This window comes from Centipeda periodontii DSM 2778 (assembly GCF_000213975.1).
Taxonomy (GTDB): Bacteria; Bacillota; Negativicutes; order Selenomonadales; family Selenomonadaceae; genus Centipeda; species Centipeda periodontii.
In genome coordinates this window covers 1-16516 of the sequence record NZ_GL892076.1, presented here as the reverse complement: position 1 = coordinate 16516, position 16516 = coordinate 1, and the positions used below count along the sequence as shown (strand labels likewise).

Below are 16516 nucleotides of genomic sequence, written 5' to 3'. Positions count from 1 at the left end.
GAGCGATATGAATTTCAAGAAAATCGGCAAGGCGGCACTGACAGGATTTTTCGCAGCGGTACTCGCGGCAGGGCTTGTCGGCTGCGGCAAGGATAGTGCGGACGGCGCGAAGTCCGCGGATGGCAAGAAGATCATCACGGTTGCGCACACGAACTACTATGTGCCCTATGACTACGTGAACGAGCAGGGGGAATCGGACGGCTTCGAGGTCGCGGTGATGAAGGAGGTGGCAAAGAAGCTGCCGCAGTATGAATTCAAGTTTGTACCGACATCGAACGATGATCTTCTGATCGGTGTCGAGTCCGGCAAGTATAATGTGGGTACAAAAGGAATCTGGATCACGGAGGCACGCAAGAAGAAGTATGTGTTCCCGAAGAACAACATCGGTGCGAGTGTGATCGGTCTTGTCATCCGCAAGGATACGGCGAATGAGATCAAGGATCTGCCGTCCTTTGCGAAGTTCAGCGGCAAACTCGTTCCGATTGCACCGCAGGATGCGCGCTACATGGTCATTGAGAATTTCAACAAGGAGCATCCGGACAACCCGATCAAGCTGGTCTCCTCCGAGAACTTCCAGAACGCGGATGCCTACAGTTGGGTCATGGAGGGACGCTATGATGCCTATCTTGAGGTCGAGCTGAGCTACAAGAACAATATTGTAAAAGAGGATGCGGCGTACCACCAGTTTGATGACAAGCTTTCATACATCCGTTACAAGGGCATCGAGACCTATCCGATCTTCAACCGCAATGAGCAGAAATTCGCCGACGAGTATGACAAAGCGATTGAGGAACTGCGCACCGAGGGGAAAATTGCGGAGTTGGAGTTGAAGTATTTCGGTGAGAGCCTTTCGGACTATTTGAAGTAAGGAAGCACTGATAAATTCAGCCACGCCATCTTGACGCATCTTTTTTGCCCGTACTGTGTCGGCAAATCCTCCACATAGCTCTGGCTATGCGTCCGGTTTGCCTCCTTGTTCGGACGAAAAAATCTACGCCAATCTGACGGACTTCATTTTATCAGCGATTCCTAAACACATGAATTGAGGTGAACGCAGGATGGAAACACGGGCTTTTGATGCCGCGATGATCGTACAGTTCCTGCCGGATCTGTTGTCCTATCTGGATGTCACGCTGCTTGTCGCCGCCGGCGGAGTCGGATTCGGATCCGCCCTCGGTCTGCTGCTTGCATGGGCGAGGCTCGGCGGGAATGCCGTTTTGCACGGTGCTGCAACTATCTATGTGTACATCATGCGCTGTACGCCGTCGATCGTTCTGCTATTCATTGTATTCTATGGTCTGCCAAAGCTCATGGAGGCGGTGTTTCGGTATGATATGAACGACCTACATCGCGCCGTCTTCGCGATCATTACGTTCACACTGCTTTTCGGCGCGTACATCTCGGAGGTGTTCCGCGCGGCGTACAAGGCAGTGCCGCGCGGGCAGTACGAGGCGGCGGTGAGTGCGGGACTGACGCCGTTTCAGGCATTTGTGCATATCATGCTCCCGCAGGCAGCGATCATTGCATTGCCGAACTTCGGCAATTCGACGATCAATCTGCTCAAGGAAGGTTCGCTCGCCTATACCATCGGGCTTGTCGATATGATCGGACGGGGGACACTGGTGATTGCGCAGAACTACGGCGCATACGCCATCGAGATCTATTTCGCCGCCATGCTCATCTACTGGGTGCTCGTGCTCCTGCTTGAGCAGGGCTTTGCCCTTGTCGAAAAACGTCTCGATGTGGGGACAAGCCTGCGCGTCAATACCACAAAGAGCCTGACGCTGAAAGGAGGGGACGCCGTTGGAACTGGATCTTGAGTTCATGCAGGAAACCTTTCTGCTCGTGTGGCAGGGTGCGGGCGTAACGCTCGCTCTTACGGCGCTCTCCCTCCTGCTCGCCGCGCCTGTGGCGTTCTACTTCGCTGTCCTGCGCGTGCGTGGACATCGCGTGGGCGGGACAATTGCACGTCTTTACGTGTCATTCGTGCGCGGTACGCCGCTGATTTTGCAGATTCTCCTGCTCTACAGCCTCCTGCCGAGCATCCTCAACGAAATCGTGCGGGATCTGGGGCTTGGCATCAACATATTCGAGGCGGTTGATCCCTTTTACTACGCCGTCTTTATCTTTACGATCAATACGATTGCACTGCTCACGGAGGCATTTCGCTCGGCGCTGCTCGCGATCCCGAAGGGGCAGCTTGAGGCGGGGCTTGCGAGCGGGATGAGTGCATTTCAGACATATGTACACGTCATCCTCCCGCAGGCGCTCGTCGTCGCACTGCCGAGCATCGCGAACATCACGGTCAACCTCATCAAGAGCACGTCGCTCGCGTTCCTCATGACGGTCAAGGACATCATGGCGGTCGGCAAGATCGCCGCATCCTACGGCTACAACTACATCGAGGCGTATCTCGACGTGTTCGTCGTCTATCTCGTGCTCTGCACCATTGTTCAGCTGCTGTTTGCGGCAGCTGAGCGGCGCGTCGGGGCATTCCGCAGCATCTAGGAGGTGGAGCATGTTACTGGAAGTAAAAAATGTAAGCAAGAGTTTCGAGCACACCGAGGTGCTGAAGGATGTCTCACTCTCCGTTGAAAAGGGGGATGTCGTCGTTATCCTAGGCCCGAGCGGTTCGGGCAAGACCACCTTCCTGCGCTGCCTCAACTTCCTTGAGCGCGCCGATGGCGGCACGATGGACTTTTACGGCGCACAGATCTCCCTTGCGGAGGCGAGCGACCGCGAGATTGCAGACGTGCGGAAAAAGACCGCATTCGTCTTTCAGAACTACAACCTCTTTGCGAACAAGACCGCGCTCGAGAATGTGACGCTCGGGCTGACCGTCGGGCGCGGCATCGCAAAGGACGAGGCGCGCGAGATCGCGATGGAGGCATTGCGGAAGGTCGGTATGGAGGCGCGTGTGGACTACTACCCCGCACAGCTCTCGGGCGGACAGCAACAGCGTGTCGGCATTGCGCGCGCCATTGCGGCGAAGCCCGATGTCATCCTCTTTGATGAACCGACCTCCGCGCTCGACCCCGAGCTGGTCGGCGAGGTATTGCAGGTCATGAAGCAGCTCGCCGAGGAGGGGACGACCATGATCGTCGTGACCCACGAGATGAAGTTCGCGCAGGAGGTCGCGACCCACGTCGTCTTTATGTCGGACGGCGTTATCGTCGAGGAGGGCAGTGCGAAGGAGATCTTCACCGCGCCGCGCGAGGAGCGCACGCGCCGCTTCCTCCGCCGCATTCTCCCCGAGGAGTACGAGCCGGCAGCACTGATCTGAGCGGTGATATAACATAAATTAAGGCGGCAGTCCGTGAGGTTGAACCTCATGGGCTGCCGCCGTTTGTGCATTGTGGCGTTATGTATCGCTTGTATTCTTATTCGTCGGTACAACGACCGTACCCCGATCTGCGTGTTTCTTTGCAGCGGCGGTCTTTTGGTACTCGCGGAGGGCGGCAAGTGCGGTCATATCATCCGGCTGCACTGCCGCAAGCGCTGCGCGTTCCTTCTCCTGCGCCTTTGTGATCTCCGCATCGCGGTCGGCACGCTCCTGCAGTGCCTGTCCGCGCAGCTTTCGGATGTGCTCGTCCTTTGCCGCCATTGTAGATTTCAGCTGGTTGATTTGTCCATTGTAGAGTTTTACCGGTTCTTCTATTTCCTGAGCGATTGCAAATCCGTCCTTTACGAGCTTTTCGAGTGCATCCACCTTGCCATGCAGCTCGCTCAGCTTGTCCTCGTCGGTCATGCCCGCGCGTTTCAGTTCGTCTGCTTGCTTCTGCAGCTTTGCCTTGTCCTCGTCCGTGAGTTCGGCATCCGTCTGAATGCGCTTCTCGATCTCCGCCGCTTGCGCTTTCTTCGCCTTCTTGTCCGCAATCTCTTTTTCGTTTGCGGCAAGCGCCATCTCGGCGGGCGTCAGATCCTCCTCCATATCGGCGCTTTCACTCAGGGATTTCCCCTTCGCGCTGATGTAGACCTCGACCGCGCGGTTCAGGATATCCGTCACCGCGCTTTTTTTCTGCTCGGACGATTTTTCCGCAGCAGAGCTGTCCCCATGCAGGAAGGGGAGCTTGCCTGCATTCTCTCCGATACGCATAGTACCATCTCCAATCCGTGGGATACAATTCCTTCTAATAGTAATATCGGGGGAGGAGTGTTTATCTTAAATAGAATTTGACAAAGTGAATTGCGTGTAGTACATTGTAATCAAAAAGGAGGGATGACAATGAGTTTTTCGATTCGACTGACAGACGCAGAGAAAGCGCTCGCGGAGAGCTATGCGAAGCTGCACGCGATCTCCCTCGGCGAGGCATTCAAGCGGGCACTCTTTGAAAAAATCGAGGATGAGTACGATATTGCACTCGCCGAGGAGGCGTATGCGGAGTATCTAAAAGACGGCAAGCAGGCAAAGCCGATTGAGGAATTGTGGAAGGAACTAGATCTTGAAGATGTACGAAGTACAGACAACGGCCGCATTTGATCGGGATTTTAAGAAGTTGGATCGGTATACGCAACGTATCCTTCGTGGTTGGATTACGAAAAATCTTATCCACTGCGAGAATCCGCGTGCATTTGGCAAGGCACTCACGGCGAACCGAAAGGGGCAGTGGCGTTACCGCATCGGCGACTATCGCCTGATCTGTGCCATCGAGGACGATCGCCTTGTCATCCTTGCACTTGCCATCGGGCATCGGCGGGAAATATACTAACAGCATGTAGAGCGATGGTATGCGTTATACATTACCTCCACTTGTGCGTAGAATAAGAGAACAGGTTACCCCTCAATGGGGAAATAATCTGCCGGAACGGGCGCAAGGATGCCGACGAAGATGAAGTCCTCCGTGCCCGTGTTCTTCATGCCGTGGCACATGCCCTTCGCTGAGACGATGACGTCGCCCTTAGCGATGGGACGCTCCTCGCCGGGGGCGGGGTAAAATACGCCTTCACCCTGAATGCAAATCCAGATGTCGTCCGCCTTTGCATGACCGTGCGGCTTGATTTCCTGTCCCGGCTTTAGTACCCAGACCACACCGCTCGTTGACTCCGTGCTGTAGACCGGCGTGCGCGTCGCCGCGTCGCCCGCCCTTGCCACGTCGGTAAGCCGATAGCGGCGCGTCTCAAAGTCGTTTGTAATCGATGTACTCATGATGGAGACTCCTTTTGAAAATGTTGAAATGTTCTCTGTTATTTATAATTCTATGTTTCGTTCCAATATCCTTCACAATAAAAGATGGGACTGACCGGAAAACCCGATCAGCCCCATCTTTTCATTCGTTTAGCGTCCGCGATAGCAGCCACAGCCGCCACGTCCCTGATAAGTGCGTTCGTTACGTGCCGCGGGTGTGCGGTCGCCGTCGTAGCAATACCCCGCGTCGTTGCCGTAGCAGTACGACGTGTTCTGACGCTGCGGCAGTTCGCATACCCCGCCTTCGCAGCCATAGGCGAGTACCTGTGCGCCGGTGGCGAGGATGAGTCCCGCAAAGAGCCCTGCAATCATCTTTTTCATAACAATTCCTCCCAACTACAATACACTTCTTACCTTTATTCTATCATATCTGTCAAGCTGTGAGAAATAATATTTGACATATGAAAAAAACCGTGCTAACATAATAACTATCATATGACAGAAATGGAGGGGCTATGCCAAGACCGAAGAGATGCCGTCGTATTTGCGGTTATCCGGATTATTGGAGCTTTGCGCCGGAGGATGCGGAGGAAGAGATAGCGGAGACGGTTGTTCTCCAGCTGGATGAGCTCGAGACGATTCGACGGATCGACTACCGGCGGCAGACGCAGGAGGAATGTGCCGCCGCGATGGGGGTGTCCCGCGCGACGGTGACGAGCATCTACGAGGCGGCGCGCTACAAACTCGCGGAGGCAATCATCTGTGGGAAGCGCATCCGCATTGCGGGCGGTGCATATCGGATCGAGTATCCGACAGCCCTCGAGATTCAAGATAAAGGAGAGCATATTATGAGAATCGCAGTACCTTATGAAAATGAGATGATTGAGCAGCATTTCGGCAGAGCAAAGCAGTTCAAATTCTACGATGTCGGCGAAGAACTGTCAGAGGAGATCGTGGATACGGTCGGCGAGGGGCATGGTGCGATTGCGGGATTTCTCCACACGGCGCAGGTCAATCTTGTCATCTGTGGCGGAATTGGCGCGGGAGCGCAGACGGCACTCGCCGAGGCAGGCATTACGCTCGTGTCCGGCGTGAAGGGGAACGCGGATGAATCCGTGAAGCAGTACCTCGCGGGGACGCTTGAGCGCAGCGCAGATGAGGGCAAGTGCACGCATCGCCACCAACACCAGCACGGGCATGGACATGAGCACGGACACGGCTGCGGACATGGAGCACATCATGAGCACGGGGAGCACTGTGGTCATCACGGGCACGGCGCACGTTGATACATGATAGAAAGCACCGCTTCGGCGGTGTTTTTTGATGCAAAACATCATAACCAAAAACTATTTTATGTATGAAATAATGAATTATATCGTAATTGAGTATAAAAATATTGAAAATGGATAATCTGAAGAAAAGATGAATGGGGATATTCTCAATATGCTGATATAAATGAGAATATACTTGAGAACGAATATAGATGTTTATAAGTTACGTATACGATCCAACAAATATGAATTTAGTTCATAATTATTATTTATGATTTTTGTAAAAAACACTTGATTTTTCAAAAGACCTGTTATATTATATACATGAATTGAGGAAACATGATATTCACGTTGATATATAGGAGTGTATTTTTATGAAGAACGATATTGCTGTCATCTACTCCTCGCGTACGGGGAACACGCAGAAGGTTGCGGAGCATCTGGCGGAGGCGCTCGGCGCCTCCTGCCACAGCGTAAAGGATACTGCGGCGGTGCCTGAGAACGCTGACCTCTGCATCGGCACATGGATTGACCGCGGCACAGCGGATGCTTCGGCAAAGAAGTACATCGAGAGCCTGCGCGGACGGCGCGTGTTCATCTACGGCACGCTCGGGGCAGAGCCGGACTCGGAGCACTGCGCGAAGTGTATCGCAAACATCCGCGCACTCTTTGATCCGTCGAATGAGATTCTGGGCGCGATTCTCGTGCAGGGCGCGATCGACCCGATGTTGATCGAGATGTTCAAGAGTATGCCGAAGGACAACGTACACGCCTTTACGGAGGAGAATGCAGCACGGTACGAGGCAGCGGCAAGCCACCCGGATGAAGGCGATTTTGCACAGGTTATTGCAGCGGCAAAGGAGGCACTCGCATGAATACGTTTGAAACAAAGCTCGCGGCACTCTCGGAGGAGGCGCGCGGTTGGTTGCTCGGCACGAAGTCGGAGAACCCGCTCGGCTGTGCTTTTGCGAAGAAGCGCGTGGTGCATCCCGGCGCGGGCGGCAAGCGCATGATTGCGGACAAGGCGGAGCAGGCGGCTGTCTGGACGGAGCTGATGAATGCGACGCCCGACCCCGCAGATGAGCGTGCGGTCTACATCCACATCCCCTTCTGCGACAAGAAATGCAGCTACTGCGGTTTCTTCCAGAACTTCACGCGCGAGGAGGCGGCACATCACTACGTCGATGTCCTCATTGACGAGATCGAGGCGGCGGCAGATACGCCGTATGTGATGGGCGCGCCATTTCAGGCGGTGTTCTTCGGCGGCGGCACGCCAACGGCGCTGAGTGACGCAGATCTCTCGCGTCTCGTGCGCACCGTGCGTGAGCGTTTGCCGCTCACAAGCGACTGCGAGATCACGCTCGAGGGACGCATTCACGATCTCTCTGAGAGCAAGGTGGACGCCGCGCTGAATGCGGGCATCAACCGTTTCTCCCTCGGCGTGCAGTCCTTTGACACGCGCGTCCGTCAGGCAATCGGCCGCATTGACGACCGCGAGACTGTTATCAATACGCTGCGCCGCATGGTCGAAAAGCAGGGCGCTGTCGTCATCGCCGACCTCATCTACGGGCTGCCGTATCAGTCCATGGAGGTCTGGGAAAACGACGTGCGCACGCAGTTCGAGATCGGCATTGCGGGCGGCGACCTCTATCAGCTGAATGTGTTCCCGTCGAGCGAGCTGGCACGCCGCATCGAGTCCGGCGATCTGCCCATGCTTCCGACGACGGAGGAGCAGGCAGAGTATTTCAAACGCGGTCTTGAGATCGTCGCGGAGAATCCGATGGCACGTCGCATTGACACAACGCATTGGACAACGGATCACCGCGAGCGCAGCATCTACAATACACTCGCCAAGCGCGGCAACGATATCCTTGCCTTCGGCTCGGGTGCGGGCGGCTTCATCGGAGAGGTGATGTGGCGCAACCACGGCGCACTCGCACCATATGAGAAAATGGTCGAGGAGGGCACAAAGCCCTTTCAGTTCATGGGCGAGCAGGCAGATGAACACCGTATGCACAGTGAGATCGGCGACCAGATCGAGCACGGCTATCTCTATGCGCCCTTCTTTGAGAAGAAGTATGGCGTCGATCTTCTCACGGAACTGGAGCCGCTTCTTGCCGCATGGGCGGAGAACGGGCTTGTTACGCGCACTGCTACGGGCTTCCGTCTGACGCTTGCGGGCGAGTTCTGGCACGACAATCTCATTCAGGGCTTCCTTGAGGCGTATGCGCTCACACAGAAGGACGAGGTGAAGCTCCGCAAGGAGAACGTCGCCCTTCAGGATATGATTCCAAAATCCGTGCGCTCCATGCTCGAGGCGATGTTCCCCGACGGGATGCCTCCGCAGATGGCGACCGCGCTCTCGGGCAAACCTACGCCCGAGCTCGAGAACCATCCGCATATGCAGATGCTGAAGGATCTCATTGCTAAGGAACGGGAGAAGGAAAAGGCTGCTGCCGCGGCAACCTCCACCCCCGATCTCAACACTGTCATGCGCACACAGTCGCGTGACCTTGGAAAAGCTGTGTAATATATTATAGATAAACACCCCATTCGGATACCGATATCCGAATGGGGTGTTCTTATGCGGTATGTTATTGGGGTGTAAAATATCCGAACGCGGTAGGTATGCTGTACCGCTCCGTGAGTTCTGCACGACGTACCCAGAGCAGGGTGGGCGGTGCTCCCTCAATCTCTTCGGCTACCATCAGCGGCGGCTCGTTCGTGTTGGCGACGCTGACCGCCCAGCCTGCCAAATTCCATTCGATGTGGCTGAAGATATGCCGTGTGGGCGGGAGCGGTGTGATGTCGAGAATGTGGAATCCTTCTGCTTCGAGATGCGCACGCACAGTGCGTTTGGTCAGCTTTCCTTCGATGTTCGGATATTCCCAGAGATCCGCGAGGAGTCCCCGCGCGGGTCTTTTTCGTATCGCGATCCGATCGCCGCAGGAGAGGAGGAGGACGGTGTGCTGCTCCTTGCGGCGTGCCTTGAGCGCGGTCTTGACGGGATAGTCCTGCTCTGTGCCGTACTCATGTGCGAGGCAGAGCCGCGCGGCGGGGCAGACGCGGCAGAGCGGCGTGCCGTTCGGTAGGCAAACGGTCGCGCCGAGATCCATAAACGCCTCGTTGAGGAGTCCCGCATCGCGGCCGCCCGGATAGGAGGGGGCGAGCGCCGACTCGAGTGCGCGCTTCGTCGTGTCCTTTGCGATATCAATGCCGTTTGCCGTGACGCGTGCAGCGACGCGCAGGAAGTTGCCATCGACAGCGGGACGCGGCTCACCGTAGGCAAAGGACGCGATCGCGCTTGCTGTATAGCGCCCGATGCCGGGGAGGGCGAGCAGTGCGTCGAAGTCGCTTGGAAGTTCGCCGCCGTGATCCGTGACGATTGCCTGTGCCGCGCGTTTGAGGTTGCGTGCGCGGCTGTAGTAGCCGAGCCCTTGCCACAGCTTCATGAGGGCGTCGTCGTCCACGGCGGCGAGGTCACGGACGGTTGGCAACGCATCGAGGAAGCGCAGATAGTAGCCTCGTACGACGGCAGCGCGTGTCTGCTGCAACATGATCTCCGAGATCCAGACGTGATACGGCGTCGGTTCGTCACGCCACGGAAGGTCGCGCGTGTCGGGTGCGGATTTGCGCCATGCGAGCAGCGTTTCGCACAGGGCGGGGAAGATGGAGTCCCCCGCCCACGGTAAAATTTTCATTGGAATGCTCTCCTTTTCCCGAGATTTTACTATGGTTCTGTGAAAGGGGGATGAAGAAACGGTCTTTCCTTTACAAAGTGCGGGCTTTGTACTATGATAGCAGATAACAAATTCTTTATATGGAGTGATTTTGATGTTGGATATGAAATTTGTGCGCGAGAATCTGCCTCAGGTGCAGGAGATGCTGAAACATCGCTGTAACGCGCTCGATCTCTCGTCGTTCACGGAACTTGAGGAGCGCCGCCGCGCGATTCTACAGGACGTGGAGGAGAAGAAGGCGCGCCGCAATGCGGTCTCGAAGGAGATCGGCGTGCGCAAGAAGGCGGGCGAGAGCGCGGACGATGTGGTTGCGGAGATGCGTGCGCTCGGCGATGAGATCGCGGCGCTCGACGAGGATCTGCGTGATGTGGAGCTGCGGCTGCGCGAGCTGCTGCTCCAGATCCCGAACATGCCGAAGGCGGATGTGCCGATCGGCGTGGATGACACGGAGAATCCGGAGGTGCGCCGCTGGGGTACGCCGCGCACATTCGACTTCGAGCCGCAGGCGCATTGGGACATCGGGGAAAAACTCGGCGTGCTCGATGCGGAGCGTGCGGCAAAGGTCACGGGCGCGCGTTTTACATTCTACAAGGGGCTCGGCGCACGCCTTGAGCGTGCCTGCATCAACTTCATGATGGATCTCCACGCGCAGAAGCACGGCTATACGGAGATGCTCGCGCCCTACATTGTGAATGAAGCAAGCATGATCGGAACGGGGCAGTTGCCGAAGTTCGCGGAGGATATGTTCAAACTTGAGGGCCTCGACTACTACCTCGTGCCGACGGCGGAGGTGCCGACAACGAACTATCATCGCGACGAGATCCTGGATGCGGAGCAGCTGCCGGAGTACTTCACGTCCTATACGGCGTGCTTCCGCGCGGAGGCGGGCAGCGCAGGGCGCGACACGCGCGGGCTCATCCGTCAGCATCAGTTCAACAAGGTGGAGCTGATCAAATTCGTTGCGCCCGAAACGAGTTGGAATGAGCTTGAGACGATGGTGGAGGCGGCGGAGGATGTGTTGAAAACCCTTGAACTTCCGTACCGCGTCGTACAGCTCTGCACGGGTGACATGAGCTTTACCTCGGCAAAGACATATGACATCGAGGTTTGGATGCCGGCGCAGGACAAATACCGCGAGATTTCGTCCTGTTCGAACTGCACAGACTATCAGGCGCGCCGCGCAAACATCAAGTATCGTCCGGAACGCGGGGCGAAGCCCGCATTCCTCCACACGCTGAATGGCTCGGGTGTTGCTGTTGGACGCACAGTGGCAGCAATCCTCGAGAACAATCAGCAGGCAGACGGCTCTGTCGTCGTGCCGAAGGCTCTCGTTCCCTACATGGGCGGCGTCACGGTTATCCGATGAAAAAGATTGTCGTCGGCATTACGGGAGCAAGCGGAAGCATCTATGCCGTCCGACTCGTTGACGTACTGCGTGAGCAGGGCATTGAGGTGCACGCTGTCATAACTGACAGCGGACGGTGCGTACTCGACTACGAGTGCGGCGTAACGACGGAGGAGCTGGCGCGGCGCGTCGATGTTCTCTATCCGAACGATGACGTGGGTGCGGCGATCGCGAGCGGTTCGTTTCGCATGGATGCGATGGTGATCTTGCCGTGCTCGATGAAGACGGCGGGCGCAATCGCGCACGGTGTGACAGACGATCTCCTCACGCGCGCGGCGGATGTGACGCTCAAGGAGGGACGGCGGCTTCTTCTCGTGCCGCGCGAAACCCCAATGCACGAGATTCATCTCGAGAATCTCATGCGGCTCGCACGCGCGGGGGCGGTCATCATGCCCGCCGCGCCGGGATTTTATCATAAACCCGAAACACTGGATGATCTCGTCAATATGATGGTGGGAAAGATACTCGACCGCCTCGGCATTGAGGCGGAGCTCTTTACACGTTGGAGGTGACAGATATGGTCTTTTCAAAAGCAGGACTTGCCGCATTTGCTCTTGTCGGTGCGCTTGTGCTGCCCTCTGTGACGGAGGCAGCGTCCACAGATACGGCTGCAAACGTGACCGAGATGCATATGGGCACGGCAGAGAAAAAGGACAAGAAAGCAGAGATCCAGATGGACTATCTGGAGCATCGCGGCGAACGACGGCATGTCGATCTCTATAATCTGCATGTTTTTCGCCAATACAAGGCAATGCACGGGATGTCGCTGCACTGGGGGCTGACGGTCTCGCGTCCGGTCGGTTCATGGGCGGAGAAGGATCGGCCGGATGTCGAGCTCGATTCCTCTGCGGTCGGTGCGGGACCTGCGTACATGATACGCTGGACCAAGCCGCTCGGTTCGAAGTGGGAGGCGTCCTTTGACTTTACGGGGGCGGTTCTCGTCTACAATCGAGTACACCCGGCTCATACGAGAAACTACGGCTTCCTGTGGCGCGTGGGACCTCGCGTGACGTACAACTTCAATGAGCGGAACGCGCTCAGCGTCGCCTATCTCGGACATCATGTGTCAAACGGGCAGCGGACGAAGAACCCCGGGTACAACGGGGTGGGCTTCTCGATTGGCTATCGGTACTCGTACTAAGGATATATTTGTGGCAAAGAAATTTTACGCTGTGAAGCGCGGGCGCAGAACGGGCATCTTTACCGTGTGGGCGGAGTGTTCGACGCAGGTGCAGGGCTTTCAAGGCGCGGTCTACAAGGGTTTTATGACGGAAACCGAGGCACGTGACTGGCTGGACGGGGGACTGTCGGAAGACTCTGCAAAGAGCGGGGCTGCGCGCTCTGCGAAGGAAATTGATGAGTCGGCAGAACGCGTCGACGCGGACTATATCGTCCACACGGATGGTTCCTGTCTGTGCAATCCGGGCGGTGCAGGCGGATGGGCTGCCGTCATCGAGACCGTCGCAACGGGAGAGGTCGCAGAATACAGCGGCGGCGATCCCAAAACGACGAACAACCGCATGGAACTGACGGCGGCACTCGAGGCGATCACTGCCGTGCCGGAGGGCGCGCACATTGCACTCTATACGGACAGTCAGTATCTAAAGAATGCGTTCACAAAGTTCTGGCTGCCTGCATGGAAAAAACGCGGCTGGAAAAAGGCGGACGGGCAGCCCGTGCTGAATCAGGATCTCTGGATGAAGCTCGATGCGGCGTTTGCCGCACGCCGCGTGCAGTTCCACTGGGTCAAGGGGCACGCGGGCAACCCACGCAACGAGCGCTGCGACGAGCTGGCGCGCGCAGAGGCGGAGAAACTCGCATACTAAAGCCTTCCCCGCCGCAGCGGGGAAGGAGGACCACGCACAGCGTGGTGGAAGGGGCGGGAACTTCCGCACGAATACGTTTCTATTATCGTCACGAGAGGAGGGAATCCATGCAGCGCATCTTTGAGGCGGTGGGGCGCCTTGTCCTCACGCACCTCGCGAACATCGGCCGCATCACTCTCCTCTACGGGGAAACTGCGCGTCAGGTCATACAGCGTCTGCGCGTGCGGAGCATCGTCTACCAGATGGCGCATCTCGGCGCGGACTCTCTCCTCATCGTCGGGTTGACCCTCCTTTTCACGGGAATTGTTCTGACACTCCAGATCGCCCACGAGTTCATCCGCTACGGCGCGCAGAGCACCATCGGTGCGGTCATCGCCATCGGCATCGGACGTGAGCTCGGCCCCGTCCTTGTCGGCGTCGTCTGCGCGGGGCGCGTGGGCGCGGCGATCACGGCGGAGGTCTCCACCATGAAGGTCACGGAACAGATCGATGCCCTGCGCGTCATGGCGGTCAGTCCCGTGAACTATCTCATCGTGCCGCGCATGCTCGCATGCATGGTCGTCGTGCCGATTCTTACCGTCTTCGGCGACGTGATCGGCGTTCTTGGCGGCTACCTCACGGCGGTGCACTACTCGGGCATCTCACCCTATACCTTCACGCACTCCATCACGCAGTTCGCGGAGATCTACGACATGACGGGCGGACTCATCAAGGCAATCTTCTTCGGCAACGTCATTGCCGTTCTCGGCTGTCACTACGGACTGAATGCGCCGAGCGGCGCGGAGGGCGTCGGCAAGGCGACCATGCAGACCGTTGTCACCTCCATCATCGTCATTTTCATCCTGAACGCTGTGCTGACGTTCTTCCTGTTTTAGGGAATCGCTGATAAAATGAAGTCCGTCAGATTGGCGTAGATTTTTTCGTCCGGTTGAGGAGGCAAACCGGACGCAGAGTGGTGCTCTGTGGAGGATTTGCCGACGAAAAGCGGGCAAAAAAGATGCGCCAAGATGATGGTGCTGAATTTATCAGTGCTTCCCTAGGGCTAGGAGGACGCTATGATACGACTGAACAATGTCAAAAAGCGCTTCGGTGACAAGGAGGCACTCAAAGGGATCAGCCTGACGATCAACAAAGGGGAGACCATTGCCATCATTGGCGGCTCCGGCTCGGGCAAATCCACTCTTTTGCGACTCATGATCGGGCTTGATCGCCCCACGTCCGGCGAGATCTACATTGGCGGTGACAACATCACGGCGATGAACGAGAACGCACTCGACCGCGTGCGCCTGCGCATGGGCATGGTCTTCCAGTACTCGGCCCTCTTTGACTCGATGAGCGTCGGGGAGAACGTCGCCTTTGGTCTGCGCGAGCATACAGATAAAAGTAACAATGAGATTGCGCGCATTGTCGCCGAGAAGCTGGAGCTCGTCGGGCTTCCGGATGCGGCATCGCTCATGCCGCAGGAACTCTCGGGCGGTATGAAGAAGCGCGTGGGACTCGCGCGTGCGATCGCCACGGATCCCGAGATCATTTTCTACGACGAGCCAAGTTCAGGACTCGATCCCATCATGACGGCGAAGATCGACGAGCTCATCATCGACATGCAGCGGAAACTCGACGTGACTTCCGTCGTCGTCACACATGACATGGCGAGTGCGAGCCGGATTTCCGACCGCATCGCGATGATCTACGACGGGGAGCTCATCGCCGTAGATACGGCGGAGCGTTTTCAGGATATCAAAGATGAGCGTGTTCAGGCGTTTTTCCGTACGCTGCACCATCGAAGGGAGGCAGGAGCATGAGTGCTGAGGCAAAGGTTGGGGCGTTTACGCTCGGGGGAGTCGCACTCCTCATCGCCGTGATTATGTTCTTTGGCGGGCTGCGCCTTGGCGGCGGGCAGGACTATATGCTCTATGCAGGCTTCGGGCGTGCCGTTGGGCTGAATCCTGAGGCGCAGGTGCTCCTCTCGGGCGTTCCCGTCGGGCAGGTGGAGGAGATCGTGAACGACGGAACGGGGGTCACCGTCTCCATGCGTATACAGGATGGGGTAAAGATCCCGCGCGGCTCGTCCATTACCATCGGACAGCCCGGCATTATGGGGGATAAATTCGTCATCATCACGCCGTCTGCCCATACGGACTTTTACGCAAACGGTGACTACCTCTACGGCACGGATGAGATGGGCATGGACACCATGTTCACCGAACTGAACAAGATGATCATTCAGGTCGAGGCGATGCTCACATCCATCAACAACATCGTCGGCGCACCCGGCTTCCAGACCTCGATGGTGCAGCTCGTCGTCAATATGGAGCAGATGACGGCACATCTCGACGGGCTGACGGCGACGCTTGAGCAGATGGCGAACGAGAACCGTGGCGACCTGCATGCCATGCTCGCAAATATGAACGCGATGTCGGCGAATCTTGCACAGACCACGGCGAGCGTCGAGCGCATCCTGGCGAACCTTGAGACCGTCGGTGCCGACCCGCAGACCGCAGAGAATCTCCGAAAGACCCTCGCGAACATCACTGAGTCCTCCGAGCGCATCCTGCGCATTGCCGAGGGCATCGAGGCAGTTGCAGCTGATAAGCAGACGCAGGAGGATGCGCGTGCCCTCATCCATAACGCACGCACGATGACGGACAAGGCGGGCGGACTCATGGGGCGTCTGCAGAACATCAAGGTGACACCGAAGGTGGACGCGATGTACAGCGGCAAGGCAGACGACTGGCGCACGAACTTCAACCTCGATGTGGGGGAGAAGCAGGGAATGTACGCGACATTCGGCGTGGACGATATCGGCGGCGGGGACAAGTTCAATGCGCAGGTCGGCACCCGCAGCACCTCCTTTGGCGCGCGCGCGGGTGTTGTTGCGGGCGCGGCGGGCATCGGTGTTGACGCCTACGCGGGGGAGAAGTTCAAGTTCTCCGCCGACGCCTACGACCCAAACGACGTCACACTGCGCCTGCGCGCCCAGTACCAGCTGAAGGGCGGCGCCTACCTCTTCGGTGAGTGGAACGACGTGAATGACCGCCGGCACCGTGCGTTTTATACGGGCGTGCGGCAGGAGTTTTGATTTTAGCAACACAAACGGGGCTGTTGCACGAACGCCCCTATCGGCTCGCTACGCTCGCCACTTCCCCCGC

Annotated in this window: 20 protein-coding genes; 16 read left to right on the top strand and 4 right to left on the bottom strand. The window is 57.2% G+C overall.

Features of this window, described 5'->3' with window-relative positions:
- Window positions 1–7 precede the first annotated feature (7 nt).
- The 4 genes from HMPREF9081_RS00105 to HMPREF9081_RS00090 all read left to right on the top strand — a co-directional run bounded on the left by HMPREF9081_RS00105 (window position 8) and on the right by HMPREF9081_RS00090 (window position 3283).
- The gene (locus HMPREF9081_RS00105; protein WP_006304831.1) at window positions 8–868 is read left to right on the top strand and encodes a transporter substrate-binding domain-containing protein; all 861 of its coding nucleotides are present in this window, start codon (window positions 8–10) and stop codon (window positions 866–868) included.
- A 190-nt stretch (window positions 869–1058) separates the two neighbouring features.
- A complete protein-coding gene (locus tag HMPREF9081_RS00100) occupies window positions 1059–1820 on the top strand; it encodes an amino acid ABC transporter permease (protein ID WP_006304830.1) in 762 nt (253 codons plus the stop codon).
- Complete coding sequence (locus HMPREF9081_RS00095) at window positions 1804–2508, top strand: amino acid ABC transporter permease (RefSeq protein WP_006304829.1); 705 nt, start codon at window positions 1804–1806, stop codon at window positions 2506–2508. Before HMPREF9081_RS00100 ends, HMPREF9081_RS00095 begins: the two co-directional genes overlap by 17 nt.
- A 10-nt stretch (window positions 2509–2518) precedes the next feature.
- Window positions 2519–3283 carry an amino acid ABC transporter ATP-binding protein gene (locus HMPREF9081_RS00090; protein WP_006304828.1) on the top strand — a complete coding sequence of 255 codons (765 nt, stop codon included), beginning with the start codon at window positions 2519–2521 and terminating at the stop codon, window positions 3281–3283.
- Between the two features lie 78 nt (window positions 3284–3361).
- On the opposite strand, the gene HMPREF9081_RS00085 is transcribed toward HMPREF9081_RS00090, so the two are convergent.
- Entirely contained in the window at window positions 3362–4096 is a 735-nt protein-coding gene (locus HMPREF9081_RS00085; protein WP_006304827.1) for a hypothetical protein, read from the bottom strand.
- 129 nt (window positions 4097–4225) lie between these two features.
- Here HMPREF9081_RS00085 and relB point away from each other — a divergent pair, with 129 nt between their 5' ends.
- Together relB and HMPREF9081_RS00075 are read left to right on the top strand one after the other, a co-directional pair.
- Entirely contained in the window at window positions 4226–4480 is a 255-nt protein-coding gene (gene relB / locus HMPREF9081_RS00080; RefSeq protein ID WP_040394123.1) for a type II toxin-antitoxin system RelB family antitoxin, read from the top strand.
- Window positions 4449–4709: a type II toxin-antitoxin system RelE family toxin gene (locus tag HMPREF9081_RS00075; RefSeq protein ID WP_006304825.1), complete on the top strand. Its 261-nt coding sequence runs from the start codon at window positions 4449–4451 to the stop codon at window positions 4707–4709. Before relB ends, HMPREF9081_RS00075 begins: the two co-directional genes overlap by 32 nt.
- Before the next feature lie 65 nt (window positions 4710–4774).
- On the opposite strand, the gene HMPREF9081_RS00070 is transcribed toward HMPREF9081_RS00075, so the two are convergent.
- Both HMPREF9081_RS00070 and HMPREF9081_RS00065 read right to left on the bottom strand, forming a co-directional pair.
- On the bottom strand, window positions 4775–5146 hold the full coding sequence (locus tag HMPREF9081_RS00070; protein ID WP_006304824.1) for a cupin domain-containing protein: 372 nt from the start codon (window positions 5144–5146) through the stop codon (window positions 4775–4777).
- Window positions 5147–5275: 129 nt separating this feature from the next.
- On the bottom strand, window positions 5276–5506 hold the full coding sequence (locus tag HMPREF9081_RS00065) for a hypothetical protein (RefSeq protein ID WP_040394120.1): 231 nt from the start codon (window positions 5504–5506) through the stop codon (window positions 5276–5278).
- 134 nt (window positions 5507–5640) lie between these two features.
- Here HMPREF9081_RS00065 and HMPREF9081_RS00060 point away from each other — a divergent pair, with 134 nt between their 5' ends.
- From HMPREF9081_RS00060 to hutW, 3 genes are all read left to right on the top strand, one after another.
- Complete coding sequence (locus tag HMPREF9081_RS00060; RefSeq protein WP_006304822.1) at window positions 5641–6411, top strand: DUF134 domain-containing protein; 771 nt, start codon at window positions 5641–5643, stop codon at window positions 6409–6411.
- A gap of 359 nt (window positions 6412–6770) precedes the next feature.
- Window positions 6771–7271: a flavodoxin family protein gene (locus HMPREF9081_RS00055; protein WP_006304821.1), complete on the top strand. Its 501-nt coding sequence runs from the start codon at window positions 6771–6773 to the stop codon at window positions 7269–7271.
- Entirely contained in the window at window positions 7268–8926 is a 1659-nt protein-coding gene (gene hutW / locus HMPREF9081_RS00050; RefSeq protein ID WP_006304820.1) for a heme anaerobic degradation radical SAM methyltransferase ChuW/HutW, read from the top strand. Before HMPREF9081_RS00055 ends, hutW begins: the two co-directional genes overlap by 4 nt.
- Before the next feature lie 64 nt (window positions 8927–8990).
- Here the strand turns inward: hutW and HMPREF9081_RS00045 are convergent, their stop codons facing one another.
- Complete coding sequence (locus HMPREF9081_RS00045; RefSeq protein ID WP_006304819.1) at window positions 8991–10097, bottom strand: A/G-specific adenine glycosylase; 1107 nt, start codon at window positions 10095–10097, stop codon at window positions 8991–8993.
- A 133-nt stretch (window positions 10098–10230) separates the two neighbouring features.
- On the opposite strand from HMPREF9081_RS00045, the gene serS reads away from it, so the two are divergent.
- The 7 genes from serS to HMPREF9081_RS00010 all read left to right on the top strand — a co-directional run bounded on the left by serS (window position 10231) and on the right by HMPREF9081_RS00010 (window position 16446).
- A complete protein-coding gene (gene serS / locus HMPREF9081_RS00040) occupies window positions 10231–11502 on the top strand; it encodes a serine--tRNA ligase (protein ID WP_006304818.1) in 1272 nt (423 codons plus the stop codon).
- A complete protein-coding gene (locus HMPREF9081_RS00035) occupies window positions 11499–12053 on the top strand; it encodes a UbiX family flavin prenyltransferase (protein WP_006304817.1) in 555 nt (184 codons plus the stop codon). Before serS ends, HMPREF9081_RS00035 begins: the two co-directional genes overlap by 4 nt.
- A gap of 5 nt (window positions 12054–12058) precedes the next feature.
- Complete coding sequence (locus HMPREF9081_RS00030) at window positions 12059–12682, top strand: acyloxyacyl hydrolase (RefSeq protein ID WP_006304816.1); 624 nt, start codon at window positions 12059–12061, stop codon at window positions 12680–12682.
- 10 nt (window positions 12683–12692) lie between these two features.
- Window positions 12693–13367 carry a ribonuclease HI gene (gene rnhA, locus HMPREF9081_RS00025; protein WP_006304815.1) on the top strand — a complete coding sequence of 225 codons (675 nt, stop codon included), beginning with the start codon at window positions 12693–12695 and terminating at the stop codon, window positions 13365–13367.
- A 107-nt stretch (window positions 13368–13474) separates the two neighbouring features.
- The gene (locus HMPREF9081_RS00020; protein ID WP_006304814.1) at window positions 13475–14242 is read left to right on the top strand and encodes an MlaE family ABC transporter permease; all 768 of its coding nucleotides are present in this window, start codon (window positions 13475–13477) and stop codon (window positions 14240–14242) included.
- Window positions 14243–14422: 180 nt separating this feature from the next.
- A complete protein-coding gene (locus tag HMPREF9081_RS00015) occupies window positions 14423–15169 on the top strand; it encodes an ABC transporter ATP-binding protein (RefSeq protein WP_006304812.1) in 747 nt (248 codons plus the stop codon).
- On the top strand, window positions 15166–16446 hold the full coding sequence (locus tag HMPREF9081_RS00010) for an MlaD family protein (protein WP_006304811.1): 1281 nt from the start codon (window positions 15166–15168) through the stop codon (window positions 16444–16446). Before HMPREF9081_RS00015 ends, HMPREF9081_RS00010 begins: the two co-directional genes overlap by 4 nt.
- Window positions 16447–16516 lie beyond the last annotated feature (70 nt).